22 protein-coding genes are annotated in these 26,510 nt (G+C 36.5%); 16 read left to right on the top strand and 6 right to left on the bottom strand.

Annotated features, from left to right (window positions below; all coding sequences use genetic code 11):
* A complete protein-coding gene (locus GFJ36_RS26565) occupies window positions 1-1,182 on the bottom strand; it encodes a chromate transporter (protein WP_097889559.1) in 1,182 nt (393 codons plus the stop codon).
* Between the two features lie 189 nt (window positions 1,183-1,371).
* Between GFJ36_RS26565 and exsM the strand changes: the two genes are divergently transcribed.
* Window positions 1,372-1,785, top strand: coding sequence for an exosporium regulatory protein ExsM (gene exsM / locus GFJ36_RS26560; RefSeq protein ID WP_000207035.1), 414 nt, complete (start codon window positions 1,372-1,374; stop codon window positions 1,783-1,785).
* A gap of 141 nt (window positions 1,786-1,926) precedes the next feature.
* Here exsM and GFJ36_RS26555 read toward each other — a convergent pair whose 3' ends face one another.
* The 3 genes from GFJ36_RS26555 to GFJ36_RS26545 all read right to left on the bottom strand — a co-directional run bounded on the left by GFJ36_RS26555 (window position 1,927) and on the right by GFJ36_RS26545 (window position 6,718).
* Window positions 1,927-4,602, bottom strand: coding sequence for a sigma-54-dependent transcriptional regulator (locus GFJ36_RS26555; RefSeq protein ID WP_046960087.1), 2,676 nt, complete (start codon window positions 4,600-4,602; stop codon window positions 1,927-1,929).
* A 104-nt stretch (window positions 4,603-4,706) separates the two neighbouring features.
* Entirely contained in the window at window positions 4,707-5,444 is a 738-nt protein-coding gene (locus GFJ36_RS26550; RefSeq protein WP_097889560.1) for a polysaccharide deacetylase family protein, read from the bottom strand.
* Window positions 5,445-5,644: 200 nt separating this feature from the next.
* A complete protein-coding gene (locus GFJ36_RS26545) occupies window positions 5,645-6,718 on the bottom strand; it encodes a glycosyltransferase family 4 protein (RefSeq protein ID WP_000378314.1) in 1,074 nt (357 codons plus the stop codon).
* A 587-nt stretch (window positions 6,719-7,305) separates the two neighbouring features.
* Here GFJ36_RS26545 and GFJ36_RS26540 point away from each other — a divergent pair.
* Both GFJ36_RS26540 and wecB read left to right on the top strand, forming a co-directional pair.
* Window positions 7,306-8,676, top strand: a complete 1,371-nt coding sequence (locus tag GFJ36_RS26540) for a UDP-glucose dehydrogenase family protein (RefSeq protein WP_157349790.1) — start codon at window positions 7,306-7,308, stop codon at window positions 8,674-8,676.
* Between the two features lie 74 nt (window positions 8,677-8,750).
* A complete protein-coding gene (gene wecB, locus GFJ36_RS26535) occupies window positions 8,751-9,866 on the top strand; it encodes a non-hydrolyzing UDP-N-acetylglucosamine 2-epimerase (RefSeq protein WP_000140139.1) in 1,116 nt (371 codons plus the stop codon).
* Window positions 9,867-9,906: 40 nt separating this feature from the next.
* On the opposite strand, the gene GFJ36_RS26530 is transcribed toward wecB, so the two are convergent.
* Both GFJ36_RS26530 and GFJ36_RS26525 read right to left on the bottom strand, forming a co-directional pair.
* Complete coding sequence (locus tag GFJ36_RS26530) at window positions 9,907-11,040, bottom strand: LCP family protein (protein WP_097889562.1); 1,134 nt, start codon at window positions 11,038-11,040, stop codon at window positions 9,907-9,909.
* 74 nt (window positions 11,041-11,114) lie between these two features.
* The gene (locus GFJ36_RS26525) at window positions 11,115-11,750 is read right to left on the bottom strand and encodes a YigZ family protein (RefSeq protein ID WP_000926678.1); all 636 of its coding nucleotides are present in this window, start codon (window positions 11,748-11,750) and stop codon (window positions 11,115-11,117) included.
* Between the two features lie 239 nt (window positions 11,751-11,989).
* On the opposite strand from GFJ36_RS26525, the gene GFJ36_RS26520 reads away from it, so the two are divergent.
* The 13 genes from GFJ36_RS26520 (at window position 11,990) to GFJ36_RS26460 (ending at window position 26,488) form a co-directional block, all read left to right on the top strand.
* Window positions 11,990-12,832, top strand: a complete 843-nt coding sequence (locus GFJ36_RS26520) for a DegV family protein (protein ID WP_088608299.1) — start codon at window positions 11,990-11,992, stop codon at window positions 12,830-12,832.
* A 172-nt stretch (window positions 12,833-13,004) separates the two neighbouring features.
* Window positions 13,005-13,319: a winged helix-turn-helix transcriptional regulator gene (locus tag GFJ36_RS26515; RefSeq protein WP_088608300.1), complete on the top strand. Its 315-nt coding sequence runs from the start codon at window positions 13,005-13,007 to the stop codon at window positions 13,317-13,319.
* 253 nt (window positions 13,320-13,572) lie between these two features.
* Window positions 13,573-14,889, top strand: coding sequence for a C40 family peptidase (locus tag GFJ36_RS26510; RefSeq protein ID WP_097889563.1), 1,317 nt, complete (start codon window positions 13,573-13,575; stop codon window positions 14,887-14,889).
* Between the two features lie 127 nt (window positions 14,890-15,016).
* Window positions 15,017-16,366, top strand: coding sequence for an ATP-dependent helicase ComFA (comFA, locus tag GFJ36_RS26505; protein ID WP_098230422.1), 1,350 nt, complete (start codon window positions 15,017-15,019; stop codon window positions 16,364-16,366).
* Window positions 16,366-17,070, top strand: a complete 705-nt coding sequence (locus tag GFJ36_RS26500; RefSeq protein ID WP_097889564.1) for a ComF family protein — start codon at window positions 16,366-16,368, stop codon at window positions 17,068-17,070. Before comFA ends, GFJ36_RS26500 begins: the two co-directional genes overlap by 1 nt.
* Before the next feature lie 126 nt (window positions 17,071-17,196).
* A complete protein-coding gene (cspC, locus tag GFJ36_RS26495) occupies window positions 17,197-17,394 on the top strand; it encodes a cold shock protein CspC (protein ID WP_001990088.1) in 198 nt (65 codons plus the stop codon).
* Between the two features lie 320 nt (window positions 17,395-17,714).
* Window positions 17,715-18,257, top strand: coding sequence for a ribosome hibernation-promoting factor, HPF/YfiA family (hpf, locus tag GFJ36_RS26490; protein ID WP_000671189.1), 543 nt, complete (start codon window positions 17,715-17,717; stop codon window positions 18,255-18,257).
* A gap of 274 nt (window positions 18,258-18,531) precedes the next feature.
* Window positions 18,532-21,039 (top strand): preprotein translocase subunit SecA, encoded by a 2,508-nt coding sequence (secA, locus tag GFJ36_RS26485; protein ID WP_097889565.1) that lies wholly within the window; start codon window positions 18,532-18,534, stop codon window positions 21,037-21,039.
* Window positions 21,040-21,183: 144 nt separating this feature from the next.
* Window positions 21,184-22,282 (top strand): peptide chain release factor 2 gene (prfB, locus tag GFJ36_RS26480; protein WP_096001656.1). Its coding sequence is split into 2 segments (ribosomal slippage): window positions 21,184-21,255 and window positions 21,257-22,282, totalling 1,098 coding nucleotides; the frame shifts between segments, so codons are not numbered across the junction.
* A 438-nt stretch (window positions 22,283-22,720) separates the two neighbouring features.
* Window positions 22,721-23,044 (top strand): cytochrome c551, encoded by a 324-nt coding sequence (gene cccB / locus GFJ36_RS26475; protein ID WP_000727965.1) that lies wholly within the window; start codon window positions 22,721-22,723, stop codon window positions 23,042-23,044.
* 319 nt (window positions 23,045-23,363) lie between these two features.
* Window positions 23,364-24,050, top strand: coding sequence for a cell division ATP-binding protein FtsE (gene ftsE, locus GFJ36_RS26470; RefSeq protein ID WP_000594325.1), 687 nt, complete (start codon window positions 23,364-23,366; stop codon window positions 24,048-24,050).
* A complete protein-coding gene (ftsX, locus tag GFJ36_RS26465) occupies window positions 24,040-24,933 on the top strand; it encodes a permease-like cell division protein FtsX (protein ID WP_087983949.1) in 894 nt (297 codons plus the stop codon). The genes ftsE and ftsX overlap by 11 nt, the downstream gene beginning before the upstream one ends.
* 118 nt (window positions 24,934-25,051) lie before the next feature.
* Complete coding sequence (locus GFJ36_RS26460; RefSeq protein WP_000830301.1) at window positions 25,052-26,488, top strand: S41 family peptidase; 1,437 nt, start codon at window positions 25,052-25,054, stop codon at window positions 26,486-26,488.
* The last annotated feature ends 22 nt before the right edge of the window (window positions 26,489-26,510 follow it).

Genomic DNA, 26,510 nt, shown 5'->3' with positions numbered 1-26,510 from the left:
TTACAAAATCGATAGGATATATCCGCCAAAGGCTCCGAGTATAACGATAACCCAAGGTGGTGTTTTCCAAAAAGCGAGCAAGCAAAATAGAAGAGATGCAAAAACAAAATCTACAGCGTTCATAATTGTGCTCGTCCAAATAGGATCATAAAAAGCTGCTAATAAAATACCGACAACAGCTGCATTGATTCCAAGTAGTGCGCCTTGTATGTAAGATATTTTTCTCACACTGTCCCAAAATGGTAAAACACCAATAACGAGCAAGAAAGCAGGAAGAAAGATTGCAATTGTTGCGAGTATTGCCCCAAGCGTCCCGTTTAACACAGCTCCTATATAAGAAGCGAATGTAAATAGTGGACCTGGTACGGCTTGTGTTAATCCGTATCCAGCTAGGAACTGTTCTTTCGTCATCATTCCGTTTTGTACGAACTCACCTTCAAGAAGGGGTAGCACGACGTGTCCGCCTCCAAATACAAGTGCGCCAGAGCGATAGAAACTATCAAATAAAGCGATGTAATATGAGAACGGTCTTAATATTGGTAGCAACAGTAATAGTCCGAAGAATAAGATGAGACAAGAAACTGCTATCGTTTTTGAAATAGGTACTTTTATATTTTGAGATTGACTAATTGGTTGGTTGCGATATAAAAACCAGCCGATAAAGCCAGATACTATAATGAGAATGACTTGTGTCCAGCTACTTGGCCATAATAAGGCGATTGCGGCAGTTACAATAGCAATCGTCGCACGATTTCGGTCTGGCGTTAATTTTTGCGCCATTCCCCATATGGCATGAGCAACAATTGCGACTGCTACAAGTTTTAGTCCATGAATCCAGCCAGCACTTCCAAGGTCGAATTGATTAAGGAATGAGGCGAAGAAAACTAAAACAAGCACAGACGGTAGAGTGAATCCAATCCATGAAATAATAGCTCCTAATACCCCGCCTCTTAATAATCCAACCCCCATACCGACTTGACTGCTAGCAGGACCAGGAAGGAATTGGCATAGTGCTACTAAATCTCCATAGCTTCGTTCATCCATCCATTTTCTTTTTTGTATGTATTCGTGGTGGAAATAGCCAAGATGGGCGACAGGACCACCAAATGAAGTAAGTCCTAATTTAAATGAGACGAGAAAAATCTCTAATAATGTGTGAAAAGTATATTTGTTATTTTTCAAAACTACCTCCTATAATGCTTTCCTACGTGCATTATACAAGAGATAGTAAAGAAAAAGGAACGATTCTAATGTAAAGATTATGTGAATCTTTTCTTCGTAATTAAAACTTGAAAAAGTCATAAATGATTATGTATAAACCATAAAGTAGTAGAAGTAGTGCTGGGAAATTTATATAAGGAGAATGCCTGTATGACAACACATTTCTTTGCGAGGTTAACAGGGAAGAGGGAAATACCTCCTGTAAATACAGAAGCTTATGGTGTAACAGAGTTTATATTTAGTGATGATTTAAAGAAATTACAATATCGGATCATATTGAAAAACATCGAAAAAGTTACATCATGCCAAATTCATTTAGGGAAAGCGGATCAAATTGGTCCAGTGGTTTTAAATTTGTTTGGCCCAATAAAGCAAGGTATTAGTGTAAATGAAGGAGTCGTGACCGGTGTAGTCAATGTGGAAGATTTTGAAGGGCCTTTACAGGGGAGAGCGTTTGATAGCCTACTTCAAGAAATCATTCAGGCAAATGTATATGTAAATGTTTATACGAAGTCGAATAAGAAGGGCGAAATCAGGGGGAGAATCAGAAAAGTAAAGAAGTAGAAAAAAGGCTGTCCATATTTTGGAACAGCCCTTTTTCCTATAAGGTACAAATTTTAGTGGTTATTGTCGGTAAATCGATATATTGTGAAAATCGCTAATATAATTCGCGTTACGGTCGATATATTTAAAAAACTGCTTCGATTAATTTTTTACAGGCTGATTTTTAATGAAGAAGTCCATGATATAAAACACTTCATCATCAGGTATTTGTATTTCAAATGTATTTTCAATTGGTTGTAATGCTTTTTTCACTTTCATATACATCCAGTACTCATCTTGTCTTCGTTTCTCTTTATCTGGATGAGGGAGGAGGCTTTCTCCTTTTTGAAGACGGTCTACCATACAGCTCATATGCAGAATCACACCCATTAAGCTGTCAGGAGTTAGCTGTAAGGAAATTAATTCTTGAATTGTATTTAATGCGTAACGAATTGTTTTAATAAGTAATGCTCCGTCGTTCCGCTGCATTTGTTGTTCCAGAATATCAGCCATTTTTGCATATGTTTCTTCATACGTAATTAATTCTTGAATTGGCTGAATCGCTGTGTAGTTTACAATGTCTTGGAAATGGTATGTTAAGCATGGCACCTGCACATCGAAATTTGTGACGATACAAATGATATTCCGCTCTTTTTTTATGTTCTCAATCATTTTCGTTAAATCTTTTTCATGGACGATACTAATCGGAATAATTTCAATTAAGTCTTTGTCAAATCGCAAATAGTTCTCTAACATTTTTTGAATAGCTAAAGCACTGCCTTCCCCAGTTAAACAAGCTGTTAAAATAACAGACTTCATTGGTGATAGTGGCTTTTTCTTTTCTTCTTGTACGTTTAAGTAAAACGGTGTTAAGTTCTTCACTGTTTCATATAATGCATCTAACGAGTAGCCAAGTTGAGCTTTTCGAGCTGCTTCTAGTGCATGTGGAGTGCTTGTCATGGAAAGAACACGTACCGGAATTTTGAACTCAGTTTCTAATATATCACCAATATAAGCGAGAGAGCCCATATCGACGAGTAAGAGAAGTCCATTTACATTTTGGAGTGTTTTCATATACACTTTCACACGCTCTAAGAAATCTTTCGGCGATTCATGTAACGGCATATCGATACCGGTTACTTCCTCGATGCCGAGCAGTTCGTTTGCGACGTTTGCCATTTCTGTTGCGATGCCGTTGCCGTGCGCTAATATTAATACTTTTACTTCTGTTTGTGAGGCAGGAATTGGATCAACAACGAAGAACATTGTTAAAAAGCCTGCTTCATCAATAGGCATTGTTATTTGTAATTCGTCCTCCAGTAGTTGAATGCATTGCATAGCTACGGAAAAAGCGTCCTTATATTTCGTACGAATTTGATTTAATTGTGGGTGATGAATTTGTTTCCCAGCTTGCAAACGTTGTAGAGTTGTCTGTACATGTAAGCTTAAAGCGAGAAATACTTTTTCATCAAACGTCTTAGATAAATGCTTTTCAGCAAGTTCCGCAATTCTTTCACATACGGAAACGATATTACGATCCACAATTTTAAAAACATTTTCATGACTTGTTTTTTTAGAAATTTGGTTAAAATATTGTACGAAAAAGCTTTGAATATCATTTTCTATTAGTAATTCTAATTCGTCTTCTTCAATACCGCGAGCTTGAAGTTCTTCGTATTTATAATCAATATAATCGTAAATAGAAGAACGTTTTTCATTCTCTATTTTATGATTACTCCAACCTTCATCACCTGTAAATATAAATGTTTCATTTGGTATTTGGTATAGATGACGGCTCTTTCTTTCAATGAATAGCCCTTCTTTCATATACCAAGGTAAATCTGTACTTGAAACGTAGACAGAATCACGTTTCTTTGTCACAAGGTCAGAATAGGCTTTCGCACAGGCAATTTGTACATCCGTTTTTAATTGCCCGATGTTATTGGGGCAATTGTAAAAGACGAAAGCGCGCATTGCATTCGGACTAACGTGAATTTCTTTTCGCAGACGGATTGCTTCATTTGTGAAAAATAGTTGCAGTAAAGCAAATCGTTCTTTATGTGTACGCTCACGAAGTGGTGGCAGCGTAACAGTCATTGGTATACGTCTTGTAAATGTTTTTAATAAAAATGAATTTGGTTCTTCTGTTGTTGCAGTAATGATTAATACTTGTGCTTTACGCTCGTTTTCTGTTTCTCCAAGGCGGCGGTATACCCCGCGGTCAATAAAGGTGAAAAGCATTTCTTGTCCCTCTGGAGGAAGGCGATGTACTTCATCTAAGAAAAGGATCCCTTCATGTGCTTTTTCAATTAACCCTTTTTGATCACTTGCCCCTGTATAAGCTCCTTTTTTAATCCCAAATAACTGCCCCAGTAGTAGCTGTGGATTATTTGCGTAATCGGCACAGTTAAAGACGATAAATGGTGCATTTTTAGGAAGCTGTTCAACTTCAATTGCATATTCGTGCATTAAAGAAGCGAACATAGATTTTCCGACCCCTGTTTCTCCTAGCAGTAAAGTATGCATACCGTTTGGAGGATAGAGAATAGAAGCTTTCGCTTTTTCGATTGCGATTTTAAGGCTTGTATTTTCAATTGCAAATGTATCTAATGAAGTCATTTCCTTTGAATGCGTTTCCAACGAAGCGTTCGTTTCTATATAAAAACGAACAGGACGCGTATTTGTTTTTAATAAACGTTTATCTTTTACAAGTTTGTTTAAGTCGCTACTTACATTGGCACGATCTAGTTGCAACAGGGTAGCGAGTTCTGATGCGGTTACACCTTCTATATAATTGCCTTCTTGTATTGCGTTAAAAATGAGATCTATTCGTTTCATTTCTATTCACCTCGAAACTTCATCACTATTTAAAATTTTACACAAAAATGGGAAGGGTGGGAAGAGAAAAATAAAACAGCTTTAGCAAATAGGCACTAAAGCTGTTACAATCTTGTGTCTTTCCAAAAGTTCACTTCGAGGTGAGAAGATGGATTATAGGGAAGAAGTTTGTATCCTTGTGACTGTAAGTAATCAATTACTTTAGGCAGTATTTGTACGGTTACACTCGAATCATGCATTAAAATCACTTCGACTTGTTCATCGCTCTGATTACGTACTCTTTCTAGTATGGCAGAAGGATTGTCATAGCTTTTCCAGTCATATGTATCGATTGTCCAATCCCACATTTTATACTGGGCGGATACAAGTGCATCACGGTAATTCTTTTTTAAGTAAGGCATGCTACCATACGGGACACGAACGAGATGTGAATTTAATTTTGTAACTTGCTGAACAATATTTTGTGTTTGTTCCATTTCTGTAATTAAAGCGGATGGATCACCAGTGTAAAGGCGTTTTACATCGTGTGACATACTGTGAAGTCCGATATAATGCCCCTCTTGAATCAATCGTTGCATTGTTTTTTTATAATGTGGTACTTTTCCACCAATAACAAAGAAAGTTGCTTTTCCGTTCTTTTCCTTTAAGATGTTTAAAATTTGCGTAGTATATTTGTTTGGTCCGTCATCAAATGTTAAGTACGCGATTTTTTTTGTAGAAGAGGTAGTTTCGGTATTTGGATGATGTTCAGCAGGGGTAATGGTAGTTGCTCCTGCATGAGATGACGTGTACATAGTAATTGTTAAAAATAAAATAACGTATTGAAATACTCGCTTGATCATAACATTCACCCTCAGTTTGACAATCAAGATGTAAAAAAGAAAATATAATCCTTTTCTTATTATGTATATCTTTCTCCAATAGTGGAGCTCTCAAACAATCTATATTTTGGAAATATAAAATGATGAATAAAAAATAGCATCCTCTTATAAGAAAGAGGATGCTATTTGAATATTTCATAATTGTAAAGGCTATACTACAATTAGTCTTCGCGTTTTTTCACTTTTTTATAAAAGGAAATAAGTGGTTTGTAACGTTCATGTACAAGCCCAATTACTTCAGCAATGATTTCTGTAAAGAAGATTAAAACGAAAAGAAGAATAATGGATAACCATAATGTCGCACTAGAGAAAATGATTGCATTTACACTAAAGAAAATACCGAATGCGTATATAATTAGTACCGTTTTACGATGAGAGAAGCCCATTGCAAGTAAACGGTGATGTAAATGCGATTTATCTGGTGCTGAAATAGGTTTTTTATTTACGATACGACGGATAATTGCAAATGTCGTATCAAATACAGGTACGCCTAAAATGATAACTGGAACGATAAAGCTGAATAACGTTACACTTTTGTATAATCCAAGTAACGATATAACAGAAATACAGTATCCTAAAAATAGTGCGCCTGTATCTCCCATGAAAATTTTTGCTGGATGGAAGTTGTAGAATAAAAATCCAATTGTACTTGCTAATGTAATTAATGCTAGTGGTAAGATAATAGCGGCTCCAGTGCCCCATGGGCTAGTGAAGGCCATATATGCTAGCGTTGCAAGTACGATAGATGAAATACCAGCAGATAACCCATCTAAGCCATCAATTAAGTTGATTGCATTTGTAATACCTACAATCCAAAATACTGTAATTGGATAAGCAAGCCATCCAAGTTCAGTATCCCCGAGGATTGGGATATATAATACTTGCACTAATAATCCACTTTTTACAATCATCATGGCAACTAGTAGTTGTCCACCGAATTTTACCTTCGCAGATAACTCGTACATATCATCTAAAATACCGATGATTACAATGATAATCGCACCTAGCGTTATCGATAACATTCTTTGTTCGTATAAGCCGCCGACAACAAATCCTACAGCTACACCAATAAATATCGCTAACCCGCCAAGACGAGGCATAATCTTTTGGTGTACTTTACGAGCGTTTGGCTTATCTGTTGCTCCTATTTTAAAAGCTAACTTAATAACTAAAGGAGTAACGACAAGTACAGTGATGAAAGATGCCAAGATGGCATAAATCACTTGTGAGTCCATTAATACCCCACCCTTTTATAGTCTAACGTAATTTTTTTTAATATATTTATCTGAAAATTATGATGTTTATTTACAGGCTCATAACATATGGTATCACAAAAAGATTAGAATTCAATCTTTTTTTCTTTGTGTGGTAAATGGAAGCGGATAGAATATATGACAATTGTATACAGAATGTTGAATCATTTGAGAAGGTTAATTGTATTGGACTTTAGAATATGACATTTTCTCTTTTTTCGATAATGAATATTTTTATTTCAGTATTATAAGTGTTACACCTAGAAATGAGTAAGTTCCGTGTTAAAATGTGGGAATTTATCCGCATGAACGGGCAGTAAGGTTCGCACCTCAAAATTCAGTTGGAGAAAAGAAGTTAGGTGGGGATCTTAATTCCTGTAAAAGCCTGATTGGTTTAACTAATAATTAGCCGGGGATGGATGCCCCTTACTGAATAAAGTTTCATTTTATATTCTTACATGTAATTTTACAAAAACTTAAAAAAGAATGGAAAAAGTAATTCATATAATAAAGAAGTAAAAGAGTTTTCTCATTTTTAATGTGAGAGGGGGAAGCACAGGGAGAATTCTATGTATTCGTATATTTTCTATTGTATATTCCTGTGCGAAAAGGAAATGAAAATTACGATAATAGGTACCGGATACGTTGGATTAATTACAGGAGTAGGATTGGCAATGTTAGGCCATTCAGTCACATGTTTTGATATAAATGATGAGAAAATTGAACGGATAAAGCAAGGAGATCTGCCTATTTATGAAGCGGGTTTATATGAATTAATAAATGATGCATGTGAGAATGACTGTTTAACTTTTACAACAAATAGAGTAAAAGCATTTTACGATGCAGAATTTATATTTATTGCAGTTGGAACGCCATCTTTATTAGATGGGACAGCGGATTTAACATATATTCGAAGTGCTTGTGACGATATTGGAACATATGCGACGAATGACATTATTGTCGTTACGAAAAGTACGGTTCCTGTAGGTACAAATGATGTTATGAGGGGATGGATTGAGGAGAAATTACAAAATAGATATGAATTACATATCGTATCGAATCCTGAATTTTTACGGGAAGGTTCAGGGATTTACGATTTTTTTCAGGGAGATCGTATTGTAATTGGAGAAGATAATGAGGAAGCGGAACGAAAAGTGGAGAATTTGTATAGTGAATTACGCTTAAAAACGTATGTTACAAATATAAAAAGTGCAGAGATGATTAAATATGCATCGAATGCTTTTTTAGCGACAAAAATTAGTTTTATCAATGAAATTTCAAATATATGTGAGAAGGTAGGAGCCAATGTATTAGACGTTGCACAAGGGATGGGAATGGATAAGAGAATTGGGGCGTCTTTTTTAAATGCTGGCATTGGTTATGGGGGTTCGTGTTTTCCGAAAGATACGAAAGCCCTTGTGCAAATTGCAGGGAATGTGGCGCATGATTTTCGCTTGTTAAAAGCAGTCATTGAAGTGAATAATAAACAACAGTTGTTATTGATTGAGAAAGCGAAGAAAGTATTAAATATGAACAAGAAGCGGATTGCGGTGCTGGGAGCGGCATTTAAACCGAATACTGATGATATAAGAGACGCACCGTCCCTTATTATGATACAAGAATTAATTCATATAGGTGCGGATGTAGTTCTATATGACCCAAAAGCGATTCCAAATATGAAAAATATCTTTGGAGAGACTATACAATATAGCGAATGTATAGATGAATCGATTAGAGGAGCGAGTGCGGCTTTTATCATGACAGAATGGGAGGCTATCCGAGCTTATCCGTTAGAAAGGTACGCACAACTTATGAGAGAACCTATTTTATTAGATGGAAGAAATTGTTATACTATTGAGGATGTCAAGAAGCAAGAGATAGATTATTATTCGGTTGGAAGAGAAAGTATTTGTAAGAGGGAATTTTCCGTTATTCGTTAAAAAGGCATGTATTCATGTATATTCTTATATGTCATAATAGAAGTTGTAACTAGTGAAAGAAAAGAGGCAATGAAATGACTGAACGTTTAAAAGTAATGACAATTTTCGGGACACGTCCAGAAGCAATTAAAATGGCACCTCTTGTGTTAGAGTTGCAAAAACATCCAGAAAAAATTGAGTCGATTGTGACTGTAACAGCGCAACATCGTCAAATGTTAGACCAAGTATTAAGTATCTTTGGAATTACGCCAGATTTCGATTTGAATATTATGAAAGACCGCCAAACTTTAATTGATATTACAACGCGTGGTTTAGAAGGTTTGGATAAAGTAATGAAAGAAGCAAAGCCGGATATTGTACTTGTACATGGTGATACAACGACAACATTTATTGCGAGTTTAGCTGCTTTCTACAATCAAATTCCAGTAGGGCATGTTGAAGCAGGACTTCGTACATGGGATAAATATTCTCCATACCCAGAAGAGATGAATCGCCAATTAACAGGCGTCATGGCAGATCTTCATTTCTCACCTACAACAAAATCAGCAACGAACTTACAGAAAGAAAATAAAGATGAGTCACGCATTTTCATAACAGGGAATACAGCGATTGACGCACTAAAAACGACTGTAAAAGAAACATATAGTCATCCTGTACTAGAGAAACTTGGAAACGATCGTCTTGTACTTATGACAGCTCACCGCCGTGAAAACTTAGGAGAGCCAATGCGTAATATGTTCCGTGCAATTAAACGTCTTGTTGATAAGCATGAAGACGTACAAGTTGTGTATCCGGTTCATATGAACCCAGTTGTTCGTGAGACAGCGAATGATATTTTAGGCGATCATAGCCGAATTCATTTAATTGAGCCGCTAGATGTAATTGATTTCCACAATGTTGCAGCTCGTTCATACTTAATGTTAACTGATTCTGGTGGTGTACAAGAGGAAGCGCCGTCACTTGGTGTACCGGTTCTTGTTCTTCGTGATACAACAGAGCGCCCAGAAGGTATTGAAGCAGGTACATTGAAATTAGCAGGAACAGACGAAGAGACAATCTTTGGTCTTGCTGATGAGTTGTTATCAGATAAAGAAGCTCATGATAAGATGTCAAAAGCATCTAATCCTTACGGTGATGGCCGTGCATCAGAGCGCATTGTAGAAGCAATTTTACAACACTTTAATAAGTAAATAAAAAAGAGCCAAATCATATGCGATTTGGCTCTTTTTGTTATTGCTGATTTCTCATAATCCACTCTGCATGAGCATTCGTAGAAGGAGGTGGTTCAGTTGGTGCTTTGTTCTGATTCTGATTCGTTCCTTTCTTTGCCTTTTCGTCAGAGTTAGAATTTGAAGAATGGTTTGATTCGGTTTTTGTAGTTGGATTTTCTTGAGTGTTTGCTGTTTCTCCTAATTCTTTTTTAATTTCGTTACGTACTGTCTCTACACCGATTGGATCTGGAAGGAAGTAATAAATACCACCTATTTTTTTGTCTTCTCCTTCAAGTTTGAACGTTTGCATTGTAGAAGGATCAAATCCAGATAGTTTATTGTAAAGAGCCAGTCCGTCTGAAATAGGAATGTCAGTTTTTATATATTTTCCAACGACTGCTGTTAAATCTTTAATTTTAAATACGGTAGAGGCTGAATTTAGTTTTTGAGCAACAGCGGCTAGTAATTGTCTTTGTCTAGCGGCCCGACCATAATCGCCGTTTGGATCCTGCTTTCGCATACGTACGTATGCGAGTGCTTCTTCCCCATTTAAGTCTTGTTGTCCTTGCTTAAATTCGATTTTTTTGTAGTAATCCACGTCTGAACGCTCCCAAAAATCGAATGGGACATCAACAGTAACACCGCCAACAGCATCAACAATTCCTTTAAAGCCTTGGAAATCAATTTTAATATAATGGTCTACAGGAACTTTTAGAAAACCTTCGACAGTTTTGATTGCCATTTCTTCTCCGCCGTAAGCGTGCGCAGCGTTAATTTTGTCCTCTTTGTTCTTACCAACAATTGGAACGCGACTATCACGAGGGATACTCATAAGCGAAATCTTTTTAGTTTTAGGATTGACGGTCGCAAACATTAATGAATCTGTACGACCGTTTTGACCGTCCGTTGCATAATCTTCTATACCCATAATGAGGAGTGTAAAAGGCTCCTTTGTAATTTCTACATCTTCGGTTCTCAAGTCCGATTTTTGACGAGTAAAACCACTATACATCCCCATGAGAGAAGAGTAGGAATTTAATATATAAAGTCCTACACCACCAAATAAAAATACGAAAATAAGGAAGTAGAAAAACTTTCTTCTTCGTTTCTTTTTTATTCTGCTATTTTGGAGATGATAATAACGTTCTTCCATATATAATCTCCTTAGTTCATTTGTAGGAAAGTAATTCACTACATTAATCTTTAAAGGTGAGGATGTAGTTATTCTTAGATAACATCTTGTTCTAAGTACAACATATCTCCTTCTGTAATTGTACATTTCCCATTTGTTAACTCAATCATCCAATCTGTGAATGCTTGTTTTCCGTCTTCTTCTACATACGTATCAAATGTGACATTTTCGAGATAATGTATATCTTTAATCGCATATTTCGAATTACGTAATTCATTTTCAATTTTGCCAAGTAATGTGTAATCAATTTCGGTCTGCATAACACGCATTAGTTTTCGCTGAACAACACCGACATGATTAATGCCTTCGCTTGTACATTTTCCATATGCGCGAATTAATCCACCTGCGCCAAGTTTGATGCCACCAAAATAGCGTGTAACGACAACGACGGTATCTTTTAAACCGCGTTTTTTTAGTACCTCTAACATAGGTACGCCAGCTGTACCGCTAGGTTCTCCGTCATCATTTGCTTTTTGGATTTGATCTTGTTCGCCAATCAAATACGCAGAACAATTATGTGTGGCATTCCAATTTTGTTTTTTTATTTTTTGTATAAATTCTTGAGCTTCTGCTTCGGTTGTAGCTCTGCTAACATAACAAATAAATCTTGATTTTTGAATGACAATTTCGTGCTCACCGTAGTCTTTGATTGTTAAATATTGTAATAACACTCGTATACGTCCCGATCTACCAAAATGACTAGTACTTTACATTTTAAAAGCGAGCGTTTTTATATTCAAACATTTTTTATAAATAAGTTAAAATTTTTGGTGAGTATTTCAACTTTTTGTTGTAATTTGTCGAGATGGTAAGTATTATTTCAAATCGGCATTTTTATGTATGGATGCACCATTTTTAGTTTTCGTGTAAACTTAGGGAATAAAAACTTTTTTATAAGGCAGGTACGCAAATGAAAACAGCTATTGTTACTGATAGTACAGCATATATACCGAAGCATATTCGTGATGAACTCAATATATATATGATTCCATTAAACGTTGTGTTTGGAACGGAATCTTATCAAGAAGAAGCTGAAATTTCAGTAGATGATTTCTATGTAAAAGTACGTGAGCAAGAAGAACTTCCGAAAACTTCTCAGCCAGCAATCGGAAAGTTTGTTGAGTTATTTGAAGAACTATCTAAGGATTATGATGCGGTTATTAGCATTCATCTTTCAAGTGGGATTAGTGGTACATATCAAACGGCAACGACAGCCGGGCAAATGGTAGAGGGTATTGATGTATATACGTACGACTCTGAAATTAGTTGTGAAGTACAAGGATTCTATGTACGTGAAGGTGCAAAGCTAGCAAGCGAAGGAAAAAATCCGAAAGAGATCGTTGCCCGTTTTGATGAAATGAAGAAAACGATGGACGCTTATTTTGTAGTGGATGATTTACATCATTTACAACGTGGAGGACGATTAAATAGTGCACAAGCTTTCATTGGTAGTTTGTTACAAGTGAAGCCAGTTTTATATTTTAGAGATAAAATCATTATTCCATTTGAAAAGATTCGTACACGTAAAAAAGCGTTAAAACGAATTGTTGAAATTTTTGATGAGCAAGCAAGTCAAGGTGTACCTATGGAAGCAGTTATCATTCATGCACAACGTGAAGAGGAAGCGAATGAATGGAAGGCAGAATTAGAAGCAAAATATCCCCATGTTACAATCCGCACAGGTTATTTCGGTGCTGTAATTGGTACGCATTTAGGTGAAGGTGCACTAGGTCTTGGATGGTATACGAAGTAATAAGATATAAAAAGCTCTCTTTTTGAAGAGGGTTTTTTTACGGATATTTTACGTGTAGTTGACAAGTTAATATTTGGAAATTATAAAATGTGCGTAAAATAAAATAATGAGGAAAGTTTTATAACTTACTTTTTACAAGAAACTATATTATAATAGAAGAGAGGTGAAACATATGGAGCATAATTCTTGTTTATGTCCAAAGTTTGAGTCAGCTTTTACTTTGCTTAGTAAAAAATGGACTGGCTTAATTATTAAATCTTTGCTTGAAGAGTCAAAACGTTTTAGAGAAATCGCAGATATTATACCGAATATGAGCGATCGTATGTTATCAGAGCGTTTAAAGGAATTGGAAAGCGAAGGCATTGTAGTTCGTAATGTTTATCCGGAAGTACCAGTTCGAATCGAGTACGGCTTAACTGAAAAAGGGAAAGCATTAGAAAGTGTTATGGATGAAGTCCAAAAGTGGGCTGAGCAATGGATGAAATAACGTTTTGATTTCATTCGTATTAGTGTATTTAACAAAACGTAAGGGAAACCTTGCGTTTTTTTCTTTGCTTATAAAAAGCTTTTAAAATTCTACACATATATACAAAAATATGCATATTTTGCGATAGAGTTACATATAATATTACATTTGTTTTACAATAGCGTAACATTAGCAAAAAAAATCCCGAATTATGGTATAAATTTTATAGGTTATATACGGAAAAAAGACAAAAGAAAGCGGTGTAAAAAATAAAATGAAAAAGCTAAAAATGGCATCTTGCGCATTAGTTGCAGGGTTAATGTTTTCAGGACTAACACCAAATGTATTTGCAGAAGATAAAATTTCTGACGTGAAATCACAAATTAATACACAAAATGACACTTTACATAAACAACAACAAGAACGTGATGTATTACAAAAACAAATGAATGACTTAAACAAAACAATTCAAGGTTTGGATAAATCTGTTCAAGAGAATGCTTCAAAACTTGATGAAACAACGAAAAAAGTTGCGGATACTGAGCAATTAATCGAAAATAAAAATAAAGATATTGCAGAACTACAAACGAAAATTGCAAAACGTGAAGAGTTATTAAGAAAACGTTTAGTTGCACTTCAAGAACAACCAAATACGAACGTTGTAACAGAAGTTCTTGTAAACTCTAAAAACGTTGCAGATTTAGTTGATCGTTTAACTTCTGTTTCTAAAATTCTTGAGTCTGACGAAGATATCATGAAAACACAACAAGAAGATCAAGCGAACGTGAAAAAAGATGTTGAAACGGTAAAAACAAAGCAAAAAGAATTAAAAGAAGCACAAGCTCAAATTGAAACTGCTAAGAAAGAACTTGACGCTGAAAAAGCGAAAAAATCAACAGCAGTAAATGATTTAAGCGGTAAAATGGATACAGTTGTAACTTCAATGACAAGTACGGAAAGTCAATTGAAAGATCTTGAAAAACAAGCACTACAATTACAACGTATTGCTGAACAAGAAGCACAAGAAAAAGCTGCACAAGAAGCTGCTGCTCAAAAACAAGCAGAACAAGCTGCTAAAGATGCGCAAGCGCCTACAGCACAAGCACCAGCAGAGCAAGCTGCACCTGCAGCACCAGCAAACAATGGTGGACAAGCTCAAAAAGAAGAGCCTAAAAAGGAAGAACCTAAAAAAGAAGCACCTAAAAAAGAAGAGAAAAAAGCAGAACCAACACCAGGCCCAGCTCCAGCTCCTGGCGTAATTGGTAAAGCACAACAATACTTAGGTATGCCATATGTTTGGGGAAGTGCATCTCCATCAAACGGTGGTTTTGACTGTAGTGGATTCATTTCTTACATCTTCGGCGTAGGTCGTCAAGACGTTGCAGGTTACTGGAACTCAGTTTCTAAAGTAAGTAGCCCACAACCTGGAGATTTAGTATTCTTCCAAGGTACTTATAAACCAGGTCCATCTCACATCGGTATTTACGTTGGTAATGGCCAAATGATTCATGCTGGTGATAAAGGGATTGCTTACGCTAGCTTAAGCAGTAGCTACAACCAAAAACATTTCTTAGGATACGGTAGATTCTAGGATTTATAAACGAATAAAACATGTGTATAAAGTCGATAGCTTACTATTTTATAAGTAGGTTATCGGCTTTTTTGAGTTTTTACGAGATTATGAGAAAGGTTTATAGTAGTGATGGAGGTGGTTGCTGATGTTAACAGGGAAACAGTTACTATTAGAGGAACTCTCTTCAGATTTACGGGATACATTACAAGATTTGAAAAAGAAGCGGAAGGTCGTATGTGTACAAGGTGTAATAAAGAAGGCTTCTAAATATATGTGTCAGCGCTGCGGAAATATAGAGCAGCGGCTATTTGCATCATTTTTATGTAAAAGGTGCAGTAAAGTATGTACGTATTGCCGAAAGTGTATAATGATGGGGAGAGTTAGTGAATGTGCTGTACTTGTTCGTGGGATCGCTGAAAGAAAAGGAGAAAAAGGTTTAAATTCTTTACAGTGGAACGGGACCTTGTCTACTGGTCAGGATTTGGCAGCGCAAGGTGTTATAGAAGCTATTAAGAAGAAAGACTCTTTTTTTATTTGGGCTGTGTGCGGGGCTGGAAAAACTGAAATGCTATTTTACGGTATGGAAGAGGCATTGCGAAAAGGAGAAAGGGTTTGTATCGCAACGCCAAGAACAGACGTTGTACTAGAATTAGCGCCGAGATTACAAAAAGTGTTTCCAAATGTAAATGTAGCGTCCTTATACGGAGGAAGTGAAGATAGGGAAAAAGATGCAGCGTTAGTCGTTGCAACGACTCATCAATTGTTACGTTACTATAGAGCGTTTCATGTCATGATTGTAGATGAGATCGATGCCTTCCCGTATCATGCGGATCAAATGTTGCAGTATGCAGTGCAACAAGCGATGAAAGAGAAAGCAGCGCGTATTTATTTAACTGCAACTCCAGATGAAAAGTGGAAGCGTAATTTCAGAAGCGGGAAACAAAAAGGTATCATTGTCTCTGGACGATACCATCGTCATCCGTTACCAGTTCCTCTATTTTGCTGGTGCGGAAATTGGAAGAAAAGTCTCCACCATAAAAGAATTCCTCGAGTGTTACTACAATGGTTAAAAATGTACGTAAGCAAAAAGTATCCCATTTTTTTATTTGTTCCTCATGTGCGATATATAGAAGAATTGAGCCTGATATTGAAAACGTTGGATCCTAGAATCGATGGTGTACATGCAGAAGATCCGATGAGAAAAGAAAAAGTAGCAGCTTTCAGAAAGGGAGAAATTCCGTTATTAGTTACAACGACAATTTTAGAGAGAGGAGTAACTGTGAAGAATTTACAAGTAGCGGTGTTAGGGGCGGAAGAAGAAATCTTTTCAGAAAGTGCGCTTGTACAAATTGCAGGCCGAGCAGGTCGTAGTTTTGAAGAACCTTATGGCGAGGTCGTTTATTTTCATTGCGGTAAGACAGAGGCGATGGTACGCGCGAAAAGGCATATTCAAAGTATGAACAAAAAGGCGAAAGAACAAGGATTAATCGATTAATGCATTGTCTACTTTGCGATGAGTATATGTTGGAAACAGTTAGTTGGTACACCTTCTTTGTAAAGTCTCACAAAAAATATATATGTGATAGGTGTGAGCGGAAACTTTCCTATATTATAGGAGAGATTTGCATGGAGTGTGGGCGACTTTTAGAGGACTTGACTTCCGAATATAAAGAAAATGATATTTGTGTGGATTGCATAAGGTGGATAAAAGAGGAGAAGTATCGTCCTTTTAAAAATCGTTCTTTGCACGTGTACGATGATGAGATGAAAGAAATATTAGCACAGTTTAAGTTTCGGGGAGATGCGGAGTTAGTTCATATTTTTTATCGATCCTTTCGGGAGCTGTTTCAAAAGCATTTTACGAGCGTTTCAAGTGTTATTGCTGTTCCGCTTAGTAGGGAACGGGAATATGAACGTGGTTTTAATCAGGCAGAGTTATTAGCAGCATGTTTACCTGTCAAAATTTCTTATCCCTCATTAAGAAGAAGGGAAACAGAAAAGCAAAGTAAGAAGACACGTAAAGAAAGGCTTTCGGGAAGTAATCCTTTTTATTTTCAGGGAGAAGATATGTTTCATGATCAACATATTTTACTCGTTGATGATGTATATACGACAGGAATTACAGTTAGACAGATTGGAAGTCTTTTATACGATAGAGGAGCAAGGGAAGTTTCTAGTTTGACGCTTTGTAGAAGTTGATCTGTAACTGTCGAAAGGGATAATAAAAAGACGATAAGTCTTCTTTGACTTCGTAAGTTGTCATTCGTTATAGTCAAAGTATGGGGCGAATGCCCTGATTTTTAGAGTGAAGGGAATGGAATGAACATGCAAGGAAGAGTGAAATGGTTCAATGCAGAAAAGGGATTTGGGTTTATTGAGCGTGAAGATGGTGATGATGTGTTTGTTCATTTTTCTGCTATTCAACAAGATGGATATAAGTCATTAGAAGAAGGACAACAAGTTGAGTTTGACATTGTAGATGGAGCACGTGGACCACAAGCAGCTAATGTTGTAAAACTGTAGGAATATTGTTTTTGGGAAGAGAGAGCTGCGTTTGTGGCAACGTTATATATATGGTAGAACCTCTTGTTTTTTGCAAGGGGTTTTTGTTATGAATCAAGTTGTCAAAAAGTTGTTTCTTTTCTGTAACGAATTGTCCACAGTTATATTCGTTATTCACGATGTTAATAGGATAAAATAAAGATAGAAACGATGCATCTTTTCATTTCAACAAAAAACGATAAAAAAATCGCAATTCCACTAATTTTTTTAAAAAAGTTAGAAGGAGTTTTTAAGCCAATGTCGAAATTATAGTACATAGGCTTGAAAGGAGGAATTCATCTATGAAATTCAACATTCGTGGTGAAAATATTGAAGTAACTCCAGCATTAAAGGAATATGTAGAGAAAAAACTAAGTAAGTTAGAGCGTTATTTTGATACATTCCCAGAGATTAAAGTTAATTTAAAAGTATACTCTGACAAGCAACGTGTCGAGGTAACAATTCCATTTACTGATTTATTACTTCGTGCAGAAGAAACTAATAGCGATATGTACGCTGCTATCGATTTAGTAGTTGATAAACTTGAGCGACAAATTCGTAAACATAAAACAAAGGTAAATCGTAAGTTACGTGAGAAAGGTTCTATGAAAACGAACTTTATCCTTCCAGAAGCAGTAGCTGTTCTGGATGCGGTAGAAGAGGATGAATTAGAACTTGTACGTACAAAACGATTTGATTTAAAACCGATGGACGTTGAAGAAGCGATCCTACAAATGGATATGCTAGGACATAATTTCTTCGTCTTCACAAATGCTGATACAAATGAAACTAATGTTGTATACGGCCGTAAAGATGGGAAATATGGTTTAATCGAAACTAAATAATAATTCAAAAGCGCAGCCGAAATGGCTGCGCTTTTTTTGCTGAAAATAGATTTTTTTTAAAAGTTTTCTTAATTTAGAACGAGACATTCGGCCGATTGTTGTCATAGTTATAAGACAAGTGTTACAATTATCATTAGGTATATACATTTTAGTTTTTTTAATTAGGAGAAAAATTGGTATAACATACATTTGATTTTTATAACGACTGATTGTAATAGAAAAAGAAAAAACAATCGGAAGTTTTATTTTAATAAAAAAGAGGAGCGTATTTCCTATGATCGGTATTTTAAAAAAGGTATTTGATGTAAATCAACGCCAAATTAAACGTATGCAGAAGACAGTTGAGCAAATTGATGCATTAGAATCATCTATTAAGCCACTAACAGATGAACAATTAAAAGGAAAGACGCTTGAATTTAAAGAACGTCTAACAAAAGGTGAGACAGTAGATGATCTACTTCCAGAAGCTTTTGCAGTTGTTCGCGAAGCTGCGACTCGTGTTCTTGGAATGCGTCCGTATGGCGTGCAGTTAATGGGTGGTATTGCCTTACATGAAGGGAATATCTCTGAGATGAAAACGGGTGAAGGTAAAACATTAACATCTACATTACCTGTATATTTAAATGCTTTAACAGGAAAAGGTGTTCACGTTGTTACAGTCAATGAATACTTAGCACAACGTGATGCGAGCGAAATGGGACAACTTCATGAGTTCCTAGGCTTAACAGTAGGAATTAACTTAAACAGCATGTCACGCGAAGAGAAACAAGAGGCTTATGCTGCTGATATTACGTATAGCACAAATAATGAGCTTGGATTCGATTACTTACGTGACAACATGGTTTTATATAGAGAACAGTGCGTTCAGCGTCCACTTCATTTTGCTATTATCGATGAAGTCGATTCTATTTTAGTCGATGAAGCACGTACGCCGCTTATTATTTCGGGACAAGCTCAAAAATCAACAGAGCTATACATGTTTGCAAATGCATTCGTTCGTACATTAGAAAATGAAAAAGAGTATTCATTTGATGTGAAAACGAAAAATGTAATGTTAACTGAAGATGGTATTACGAAAGCAGAGAAAGCTTTCCATATTGAAAACTTATTCGATTTAAAACATGTCGCACTTCTTCACCATATTAATCAGGCGCTTCGTGCACACGTTGTTATGCATCTTGATACAGATTATGTTGTACAAGAAGGCGAAATCGTAATTGTAGACCAATTCACTGGTCGTCTTATGAAAGGTCGTCGTTATAGCGAAGGTTTGCACCAAGCTATTGAAGCAAAAGAAGGCGTAGAAATTCAAAATGAAAGTATGACACTCGCAACAATTACGTTCCAGAACTATTTCCGTATGTATGAAAAGTTATCTGGTATGACTGGTACAGCGAAAACGGAAGAAGAAGAATTCCGTAGTATTTACAATATGAATGTTATCGTAATTCCAACGAACAAAGATATTATTCGTGATGACCGTGCTGATTTAATCTTCAAATCAATGGAAGGCAAATTCAATGCAGTTGTTGAGGATATTGTAAATCGTCATAAACAAGGGCAACCTATTCTTGTCGGTACAGTTGCAATTGAAACATCAGAGCTTATTTCAAAAATGTTAACACGTAAAGGTGTACGCCATAACATTTTAAACGCGAAAAACCATGCGCGTGAAGCAGATATCATTGCAGAAGCTGGTATGAAAGGTGCTGTAACGATTGCGACGAATATGGCTGGTCGTGGTACGGATATTAAGCTTGGAGACGATATTAAAAACGTTGGTCTAGCAGTTATCGGTACAGAGCGTCACGAAAGCCGTCGTATTGATAATCAGTTACGTGGTCGTGCTGGTCGTCAAGGGGACCCTGGTGTAACGCAGTTCTACTTGTCTATGGAAGATGAACTAATGCGCCGATTCGGTTCTGACAATATGAAAGCGATGATGGATCGTCTTGGTATGGATGATTCACAGCCGATTGAAAGTAAAATGGTTTCTCGTGCGGTAGAATCTGCACAAAAACGTGTAGAAGGAAATAACTATGATGCACGTAAGCAGTTACTGCAGTACGATGATGTACTTCGTCAGCAACGTGAAGTTATTTACAAACAGCGTCAAGAAGTAATGGATTCTGAGAATTTACGCAGTATTATTGAAGGTATGATGAAATCTACAGTAGAACGTGCTGTTGCGCTTCATACACAAGAGGAAATTGAAGAAGATTGGAACATTAAAGGTCTTGTTGACTACTTAAATGCCAACCTTCTGCAAGAAGGCGATATAAAAGAAGAAGAGTTACGTCGTCTTGCTCCAGAGGAAATGAGCGAGCCAATTATCGCGAAATTAATAGAGCGTTACAACGACAAAGAAAAGCTTCTGCCAGAAGAGCAAATGCGTGAGTTCGAAAAAGTTGTTGTATTCCGTGTAGTAGATACGAAATGGACAGAGCATATTGATGCGATGGATCACCTTCGTGAAGGTATTCATTTACGTGCTTACGGTCAAATTGATCCACTTCGTGAGTATCAAATGGAAGGATTCGCAATGTTCGAGTCAATGATTGCTTCTATTGAAGAGGAAATTTCTCGTTACATTATGAAAGCTGAAATTGAACAAAACTTAGAGCGTCAAGAAGTTGTTCAAGGTGAAGCTGTTCATCCATCTAGCGATGGCGAAGAAGAGAAGAAAAAACCAGTTGTAAAAGGTGACCAAGTAGGCCGCAACGATTTATGTAAATGTGGTAGCGGTAAAAAATATAAAAACTGCTGTGGTATCGGGAAGTAATACAGGGCGGTAGCCCAGATTGCTTTGCGAAATTTTACATCAAAAATGTATAATTAAGAAAGTTTAAACTCTCTCCGTCATAAGTGGAGAGAGTTTCCCTTGTTCTCATAAGAAAGTAACAGCAATTACATAGAGGTGAAGGAAATGGAATTAGTAGAAATTAGACAAGAATTAGAGAAAATGGCTAAGAGATTAGCGGCTTTTAGGGGGTCTCTTTGACCTTCCTACTAAGGAGAAACAAATTGCAGAGTTAGAAGAGACAATGATGGGTGCAGGATTTTGGGATGACCAACAAGGCGCACAAGCTGTAATTAACGAAGCTAATGCACTGAAAGAGATGGTTGGAAAGTTCCGTCAGTTAGATGAGACCTTCGAAAATTTAGAAATCACGCATGAGCTTTTAAAAGAAGAGTATGATGAAGATTTACATGAGGAGCTTGAATCAGAAGTGAAAGGCTTAATTCAAGAAATGAATGAGTATGAGCTTCAGCTACTACTAAGCGATCCTTATGATAAAAATAACGCTATTTTAGAATTACACCCAGGTGCTGGTGGAACAGAGTCACAAGACTGGGGTTCTATGTTATTACGTATGTACACACGTTGGGCTGAAAAACGTGGGTTTAAAGTAGAAACGGTTGACTACTTACCAGGTGATGAAGCTGGTATTAAGAGTGTTACTTTATTAATTAAAGGTCATAACGCTTACGGTTATTTAAAGGCAGAGAAAGGTGTACATCGTCTTGTACGTATCTCGCCATTCGATTCTTCAGGCCGTCGTCATACATCGTTCGTATCTTGTGAAGTCGTACCTGAGTTCAATGATGAAGTTGAAATCGAAATACGTTCAGAAGACTTAAAAGTTGATACGTACCGTGCAAGTGGTGCAGGTGGACAGCATATTAATACGACAGACTCAGCAGTTCGTATTACACATACACCAACAAACACAGTTGTAACATGTCAGTCAGAGCGTTCACAAATTAAAAACCGTGAGCACGCGATGAAAATGTTAAAAGCGAAATTATACCAAAAGAAATTAGAAGAGCAACAAGCGGAGTTAGATGAAATTCGCGGTGAACAAAAAGAAATCGGATGGGGTAGCCAAATTCGTTCTTACGTATTCCACCCGTATTCTCTTGTGAAAGACCACCGTACAAATACAGAGGTTGGGAACGTGCAAGCAGTTATGGATGGAGAAATTGATCCATTTATTGATGCTTACTTACGTTCTCGCATCTAATAAGCGAAAAAAAGCCAACAAAGTTGTCGGCGTATGCTGAGGATAATCGAGGATATAAAGAATTTGATTTTATTTCTATAGATGAAGTAAAGAGGAAGAGAAGTTGGAAACGACAACTTCTCTTTTTGATGAGATTATATGTAGCATACAATGTTGTATATTGTATTGTAAAAAGTAGAGAATAGTAAAACAGAGCGGCAATAGAGTAAGACTTGAACAGAACTTTTCTGATTTTCTGTTCAACAAGAATTCTTTATAGAAGTTTTTATGTTGTTCACAGAATTGAAACAACTTATGAAAGCTTTATATTATCAGGGTTTTTACTGTATTTTTGAAAAATATGAAATATACCTTAGTTTTTCTATATAAAGATAATGCTTATAATGAAAATGAGTGTGTTAGGAATGAAAAGAATATCAACAATGGGGAGCGATAGAAGTGAAAAAGAAATTGTTGGCTATTGCGTTAGGAACATCAGTCGTTTTTGCTTTAGGAGCATGTGGAAATAAAGAAGAGAGTAAGCCTTCGAAACAATCTGCAAGCACAGATAGCGCAGAGCAAATTTACCAAAAAAGTTGTATAGGCTGTCACGCGAAAGATTTATCGGGAGCAACTGGACCGGATTTACGAAAAGTGGGACAGAAATATGATGCAGCAGAGATTGAAAAGATTATTGAAAAAGGTCGCGGTTCCATGTCACCAGGAATTATTCAAGGTGAGGATGCGAAAAAAGTAGCTGAGTGGTTAGCTGAACATAAATAAAAAGGGTGAACTGGACGGGTTGGTTATATAATCTTATCCCAAAATGATTTTGGGTAAGAACTATGACGACTCGTTTCCTTTTTTTTTGATGTAACATAACTGTAACAAAAATGTATCCGAACTGGAAACCGTTTGATGTTACAATGAGGTTTGTAGAATTTTGCTGAAATATATTACATAGAGTAGCGCTGCTAATAAAAAGCATGAATGGAAGCTACCTTCAACAAGAGTGGTTAAGCGAGAATAAAAGGTTATCTTTTATTTTCAGATGTACAGAAAAGTATTTCGAAAAAAATCATTAAGTATTGGGTGATAAATAATGATAAAAATGACGAATGTTTATAAGGAGTACCCGAATGGTATGAAAGCCATTGCTGGTCTCACAGTTAACATTAAACAAGGTGAGTTTGTATACGTAGTTGGACCGAGTGGAGCCGGGAAATCTACATTTATTAAAATGATGTATCGTGAAGAGAAGCCATCTACAGGATCAATTAATGTAAATGGACTTGTTATTGAAACATTAGCAGAAAGAGATGTTCCATATTTCCGTCGTCAATTAGGCGTAATTTTCCAAGATTTTAAATTACTACCTAAGTTAACGGTATATGAGAATGTTGCGTTTGCTTTAGAAGTAATTGAAGAAGAAAAAGAAGCCATTCGTGAGCGTGTAACAGAAGTTTTAGGTCTTGTAGGTCTTGAGGATCGTGCAGACGCACTACCAAGTGAACTTTCGGGCGGAGAGCAGCAACGTGTTGCGATTGCGAGAGCAATTGTTAATAGACCGAAGGTTGTAATTGCCGATGAGCCAACAGGTAACTTAGATATTGAAACAGCTCTTGATATTATGAAGATTTTTACGCGTATTAACGAGCGTGGTACAACGATTGTTATGGCGACACATAACTCAGATATCGTAAATACAATTCGTCATCGTGTAATCGCGATTGAAGGCGGAAAAATTGTTCGAGATGAGATTGAGGGAGGATACGGATATGAAGGCTAAGACCCTTAGTCGACATTTGCGAGAAGGTGTAAAGAATCTATCACGTAACGGATGGATGACATTTGCTTCTGTTAGTGCAGTAACAGTTACATTATTACTTGTAGGTGTCTTTTTAACAGCGATAATGAATATGAACCATTTTGCGACGAAAGTAGAGCAAGATGTAGAAATTCGTGTACACATTGATCCAGCAGCAAAAGAAGCTGATCAAAAGAAATTAGAAGATGATATGAGTAAGATTGCAAAAGTAGAATCTATTAAATATTCTTCTAAAGAAGAAGAGCTAAAACGCTTAATTAAAAGCTTAGGTGATAGCGGAAAAACGTTTGAGTTATTTGAACAAGATAACCCACTTAAAAACGTATTCATTGTAAAAGCAAAAGAACCAACAGATACAGCGACAATCGCGAAAAAGATTGAGAAAATGCAGTTTGTAAGTAATGTTCAATACGGTAAAGGTCAAGTTGAAAAATTATTTGATACTGTAAAAACAGGACGTAATATCGGGATTGCGTTAATTGCAGGTCTTTTATTCACAGCGATGTTCTTAATCTCTAATACAATTAAAATTACAATTTATGCTCGTAGTACAGAAATCGAAATTATGAAACTGGTAGGTGCAACAAACTGGTTTATTCGTTGGCCGTTCTTATTAGAGGGATTATTCCTAGGAGTATTAGGATCAATTATTCCAATTGGCTTAATTCTAGCTACGTATAATTCACTACAAAGTGTGTTTAACGAAAAACTTGGCGGAACAATTTTCGAACTTCTACCATACAGTCCTTTCGTATTCCAATTAGCTGGTTTACTAGTGTTAATCGGGGCTTTAATCGGTATGTGGGGAAGTGTAATGTCAATTCGTCGCTTCTTAAAAGTATAAAAAGTTGCAAACATAATTCGTACAAGCTTATCATATAGTAGAAATAGGTAAAGGCATCACACACTGTGTGATGCCTTTTGCTACACCACCTGTGTGTTTTGGAAAGGGGAATTCCGCATTGAAACGTAGAGTTGCAATTATTGGAATGGTTGTTGCATTTTTAATTGGTGCTGGCGGAATGTTTGCAGGTATGTCTTTATTTGGGGTTAACCCAGCAGAAGTAACGCAAACAATTTCGAGTGGAAACGCTAGCACCTCACAAGGGAATTTGGCAAAAATTAATGAGGCGTATGCACTAATTGATTCACGTTATGTGGAAGACGTGAAGGATGACAAGTTAGTCGAAGGTGCAATACAAGGCATGTTGTCTACGCTGAAGGACCCTTATTCCACGTATATGGATAAAGAAACGGCTAAACAGTTTAGTGAATCACTTGATCCTGAGCTAGAGGGGATCGGGGCTGAGGTGAACAAAACGGACGGTAAGCTCATTATCGTATCTCCAATTAAAGGCTCACCGGCAGAAAAGATTGGAATTAAACCGAATGACCAAATTTTATCTGTAGATGGAAATAGTGTGAAAGATTTATCACGTGAAGAAGCAGTATTAAAGATTCGTGGTAAAAAAGGAACGACTGTCGCGATTGAAATTAAGCGTGCAGGAGTAGCTGATCCGATTGTATTTAAAATTAAGCGTGAAAAAATTCCAATCTTCACGGTGTTTAGTTCTGTGAAACAAGAGAGCGGAAAAGATATCGGTTATATGCAAATCACTTCTTTTGCTGAAAATACAGCGAAAGAATTTAAGGATCAGTTAAAAGAGTTAGAGAAGAAAAACATAAAAGGCTTAGTTATTGACGTGCGTGGTAATCCTGGTGGCTACTTAAATAGTGTAGAAGAGATACTAGGGGAAATTATGACGGATAAAAAGCCGATGCTACAAGTAGAGCAACGAAATGGTGAGAAAAAGAAATTCTCTACGGAACTGAAAGAGAAAAAGCCATATCCAATTTCAGTATTAATTGATAACGGAAGTGCTTCTGCTTCAGAGATTTTAGCGGGTGCGCTAAAAGAGGGAGAAGGATACGATTTAATTGGTGAAAAAACGTTTGGTAAAGGTACTGTTCAGCAAGCCGTTCCATTTAAAGATGGCAGCAACATTAAATTAACGATGTTTAAATGGTTAACACCGGATGGAAACTGGATTCATAAAAAAGGAATCGCGCCAACAGTAGAAGTGAAGCAACCAGATTATTATCATGCGACACCAATTCAAATTGAAAAGACACTTTCATACAATTCAAATGATGTGCAAGTAAAACACGCGCAAGAAATGCTTAAGAGTTTAGGATATGTACCAGGGCGTGAAGATGGATACTTTAGTAAAGAGACAGAATCAGCGCTGAAAGCATTCCAAAATGCGAATGAGATGGAAGCGACGGGACAGCTTGATAAAAAGACAGCTGAGGCGATTCAAACTAAAATTATTGAAAAAATCCGTTCTGGAGAAAATGATCTACAATTACAGTCCGCATTAAAATTAATAGTGAAATAAAGTGAAACTTTAATCAGTGGGG

The sequence above is a fragment of the Bacillus sp. EE-W1 genome (assembly GCF_009760835.1).
Lineage (GTDB): Bacteria > Bacillota > Bacilli > Bacillales > Bacillaceae_G > Bacillus_A > Bacillus_A wiedmannii.
Note: the sequence above shows the minus strand (reverse complement) of the source record. Positions and strands in the feature narration are given on the sequence as shown.

Bases quoted from the DNA above. Each gene is read 5' to 3' on its own strand.
- GFJ36_RS26555 (WP_046960087.1), bottom strand. From the start codon at position 4,602: ATGAAACGAATAGATCTCATTTTTAACGCAATACAAGAAGGCAATTAT.
- wecB (WP_000140139.1), top strand. From the start codon at position 8,751: ATGACTGAACGTTTAAAAGTAATGACAATTTTCGGGACACGTCCAGAA.
- cspC (WP_001990088.1), top strand. From the start codon at position 17,197: ATGCAAGGAAGAGTGAAATGGTTCAATGCAGAAAAGGGATTTGGGTTT.
- hpf (WP_000671189.1), top strand. From the start codon at position 17,715: ATGAAATTCAACATTCGTGGTGAAAATATTGAAGTAACTCCAGCATTA.
- GFJ36_RS26520 (WP_088608299.1), top strand. From the start codon at position 11,990: ATGAAAACAGCTATTGTTACTGATAGTACAGCATATATACCGAAGCAT.
- GFJ36_RS26550 (WP_097889560.1), bottom strand. From the start codon at position 5,444: ATGATCAAGCGAGTATTTCAATACGTTATTTTATTTTTAACAATTACT.
- GFJ36_RS26530 (WP_097889562.1), bottom strand. From the start codon at position 11,040: ATGGAAGAACGTTATTATCATCTCCAAAATAGCAGAATAAAAAAGAAA.
- secA (WP_097889565.1), top strand. From the start codon at position 18,532: ATGATCGGTATTTTAAAAAAGGTATTTGATGTAAATCAACGCCAAATT.
- GFJ36_RS26545 (WP_000378314.1), bottom strand. From the start codon at position 6,718: ATGGACTCACAAGTGATTTATGCCATCTTGGCATCTTTCATCACTGTA.
- ftsX (WP_087983949.1), top strand. From the start codon at position 24,040: ATGAAGGCTAAGACCCTTAGTCGACATTTGCGAGAAGGTGTAAAGAAT.
- comFA (WP_098230422.1), top strand. From the start codon at position 15,017: ATGTTAACAGGGAAACAGTTACTATTAGAGGAACTCTCTTCAGATTTA.
- ftsE (WP_000594325.1), top strand. From the start codon at position 23,364: ATGATAAAAATGACGAATGTTTATAAGGAGTACCCGAATGGTATGAAA.
- GFJ36_RS26500 (WP_097889564.1), top strand. From the start codon at position 16,366: ATGCATTGTCTACTTTGCGATGAGTATATGTTGGAAACAGTTAGTTGG.
- GFJ36_RS26515 (WP_088608300.1), top strand. From the start codon at position 13,005: ATGGAGCATAATTCTTGTTTATGTCCAAAGTTTGAGTCAGCTTTTACT.
- GFJ36_RS26540 (WP_157349790.1), top strand. From the start codon at position 7,306: ATGTATTCGTATATTTTCTATTGTATATTCCTGTGCGAAAAGGAAATG.
- exsM (WP_000207035.1), top strand. From the start codon at position 1,372: ATGACAACACATTTCTTTGCGAGGTTAACAGGGAAGAGGGAAATACCT.
- GFJ36_RS26510 (WP_097889563.1), top strand. From the start codon at position 13,573: ATGAAAAAGCTAAAAATGGCATCTTGCGCATTAGTTGCAGGGTTAATG.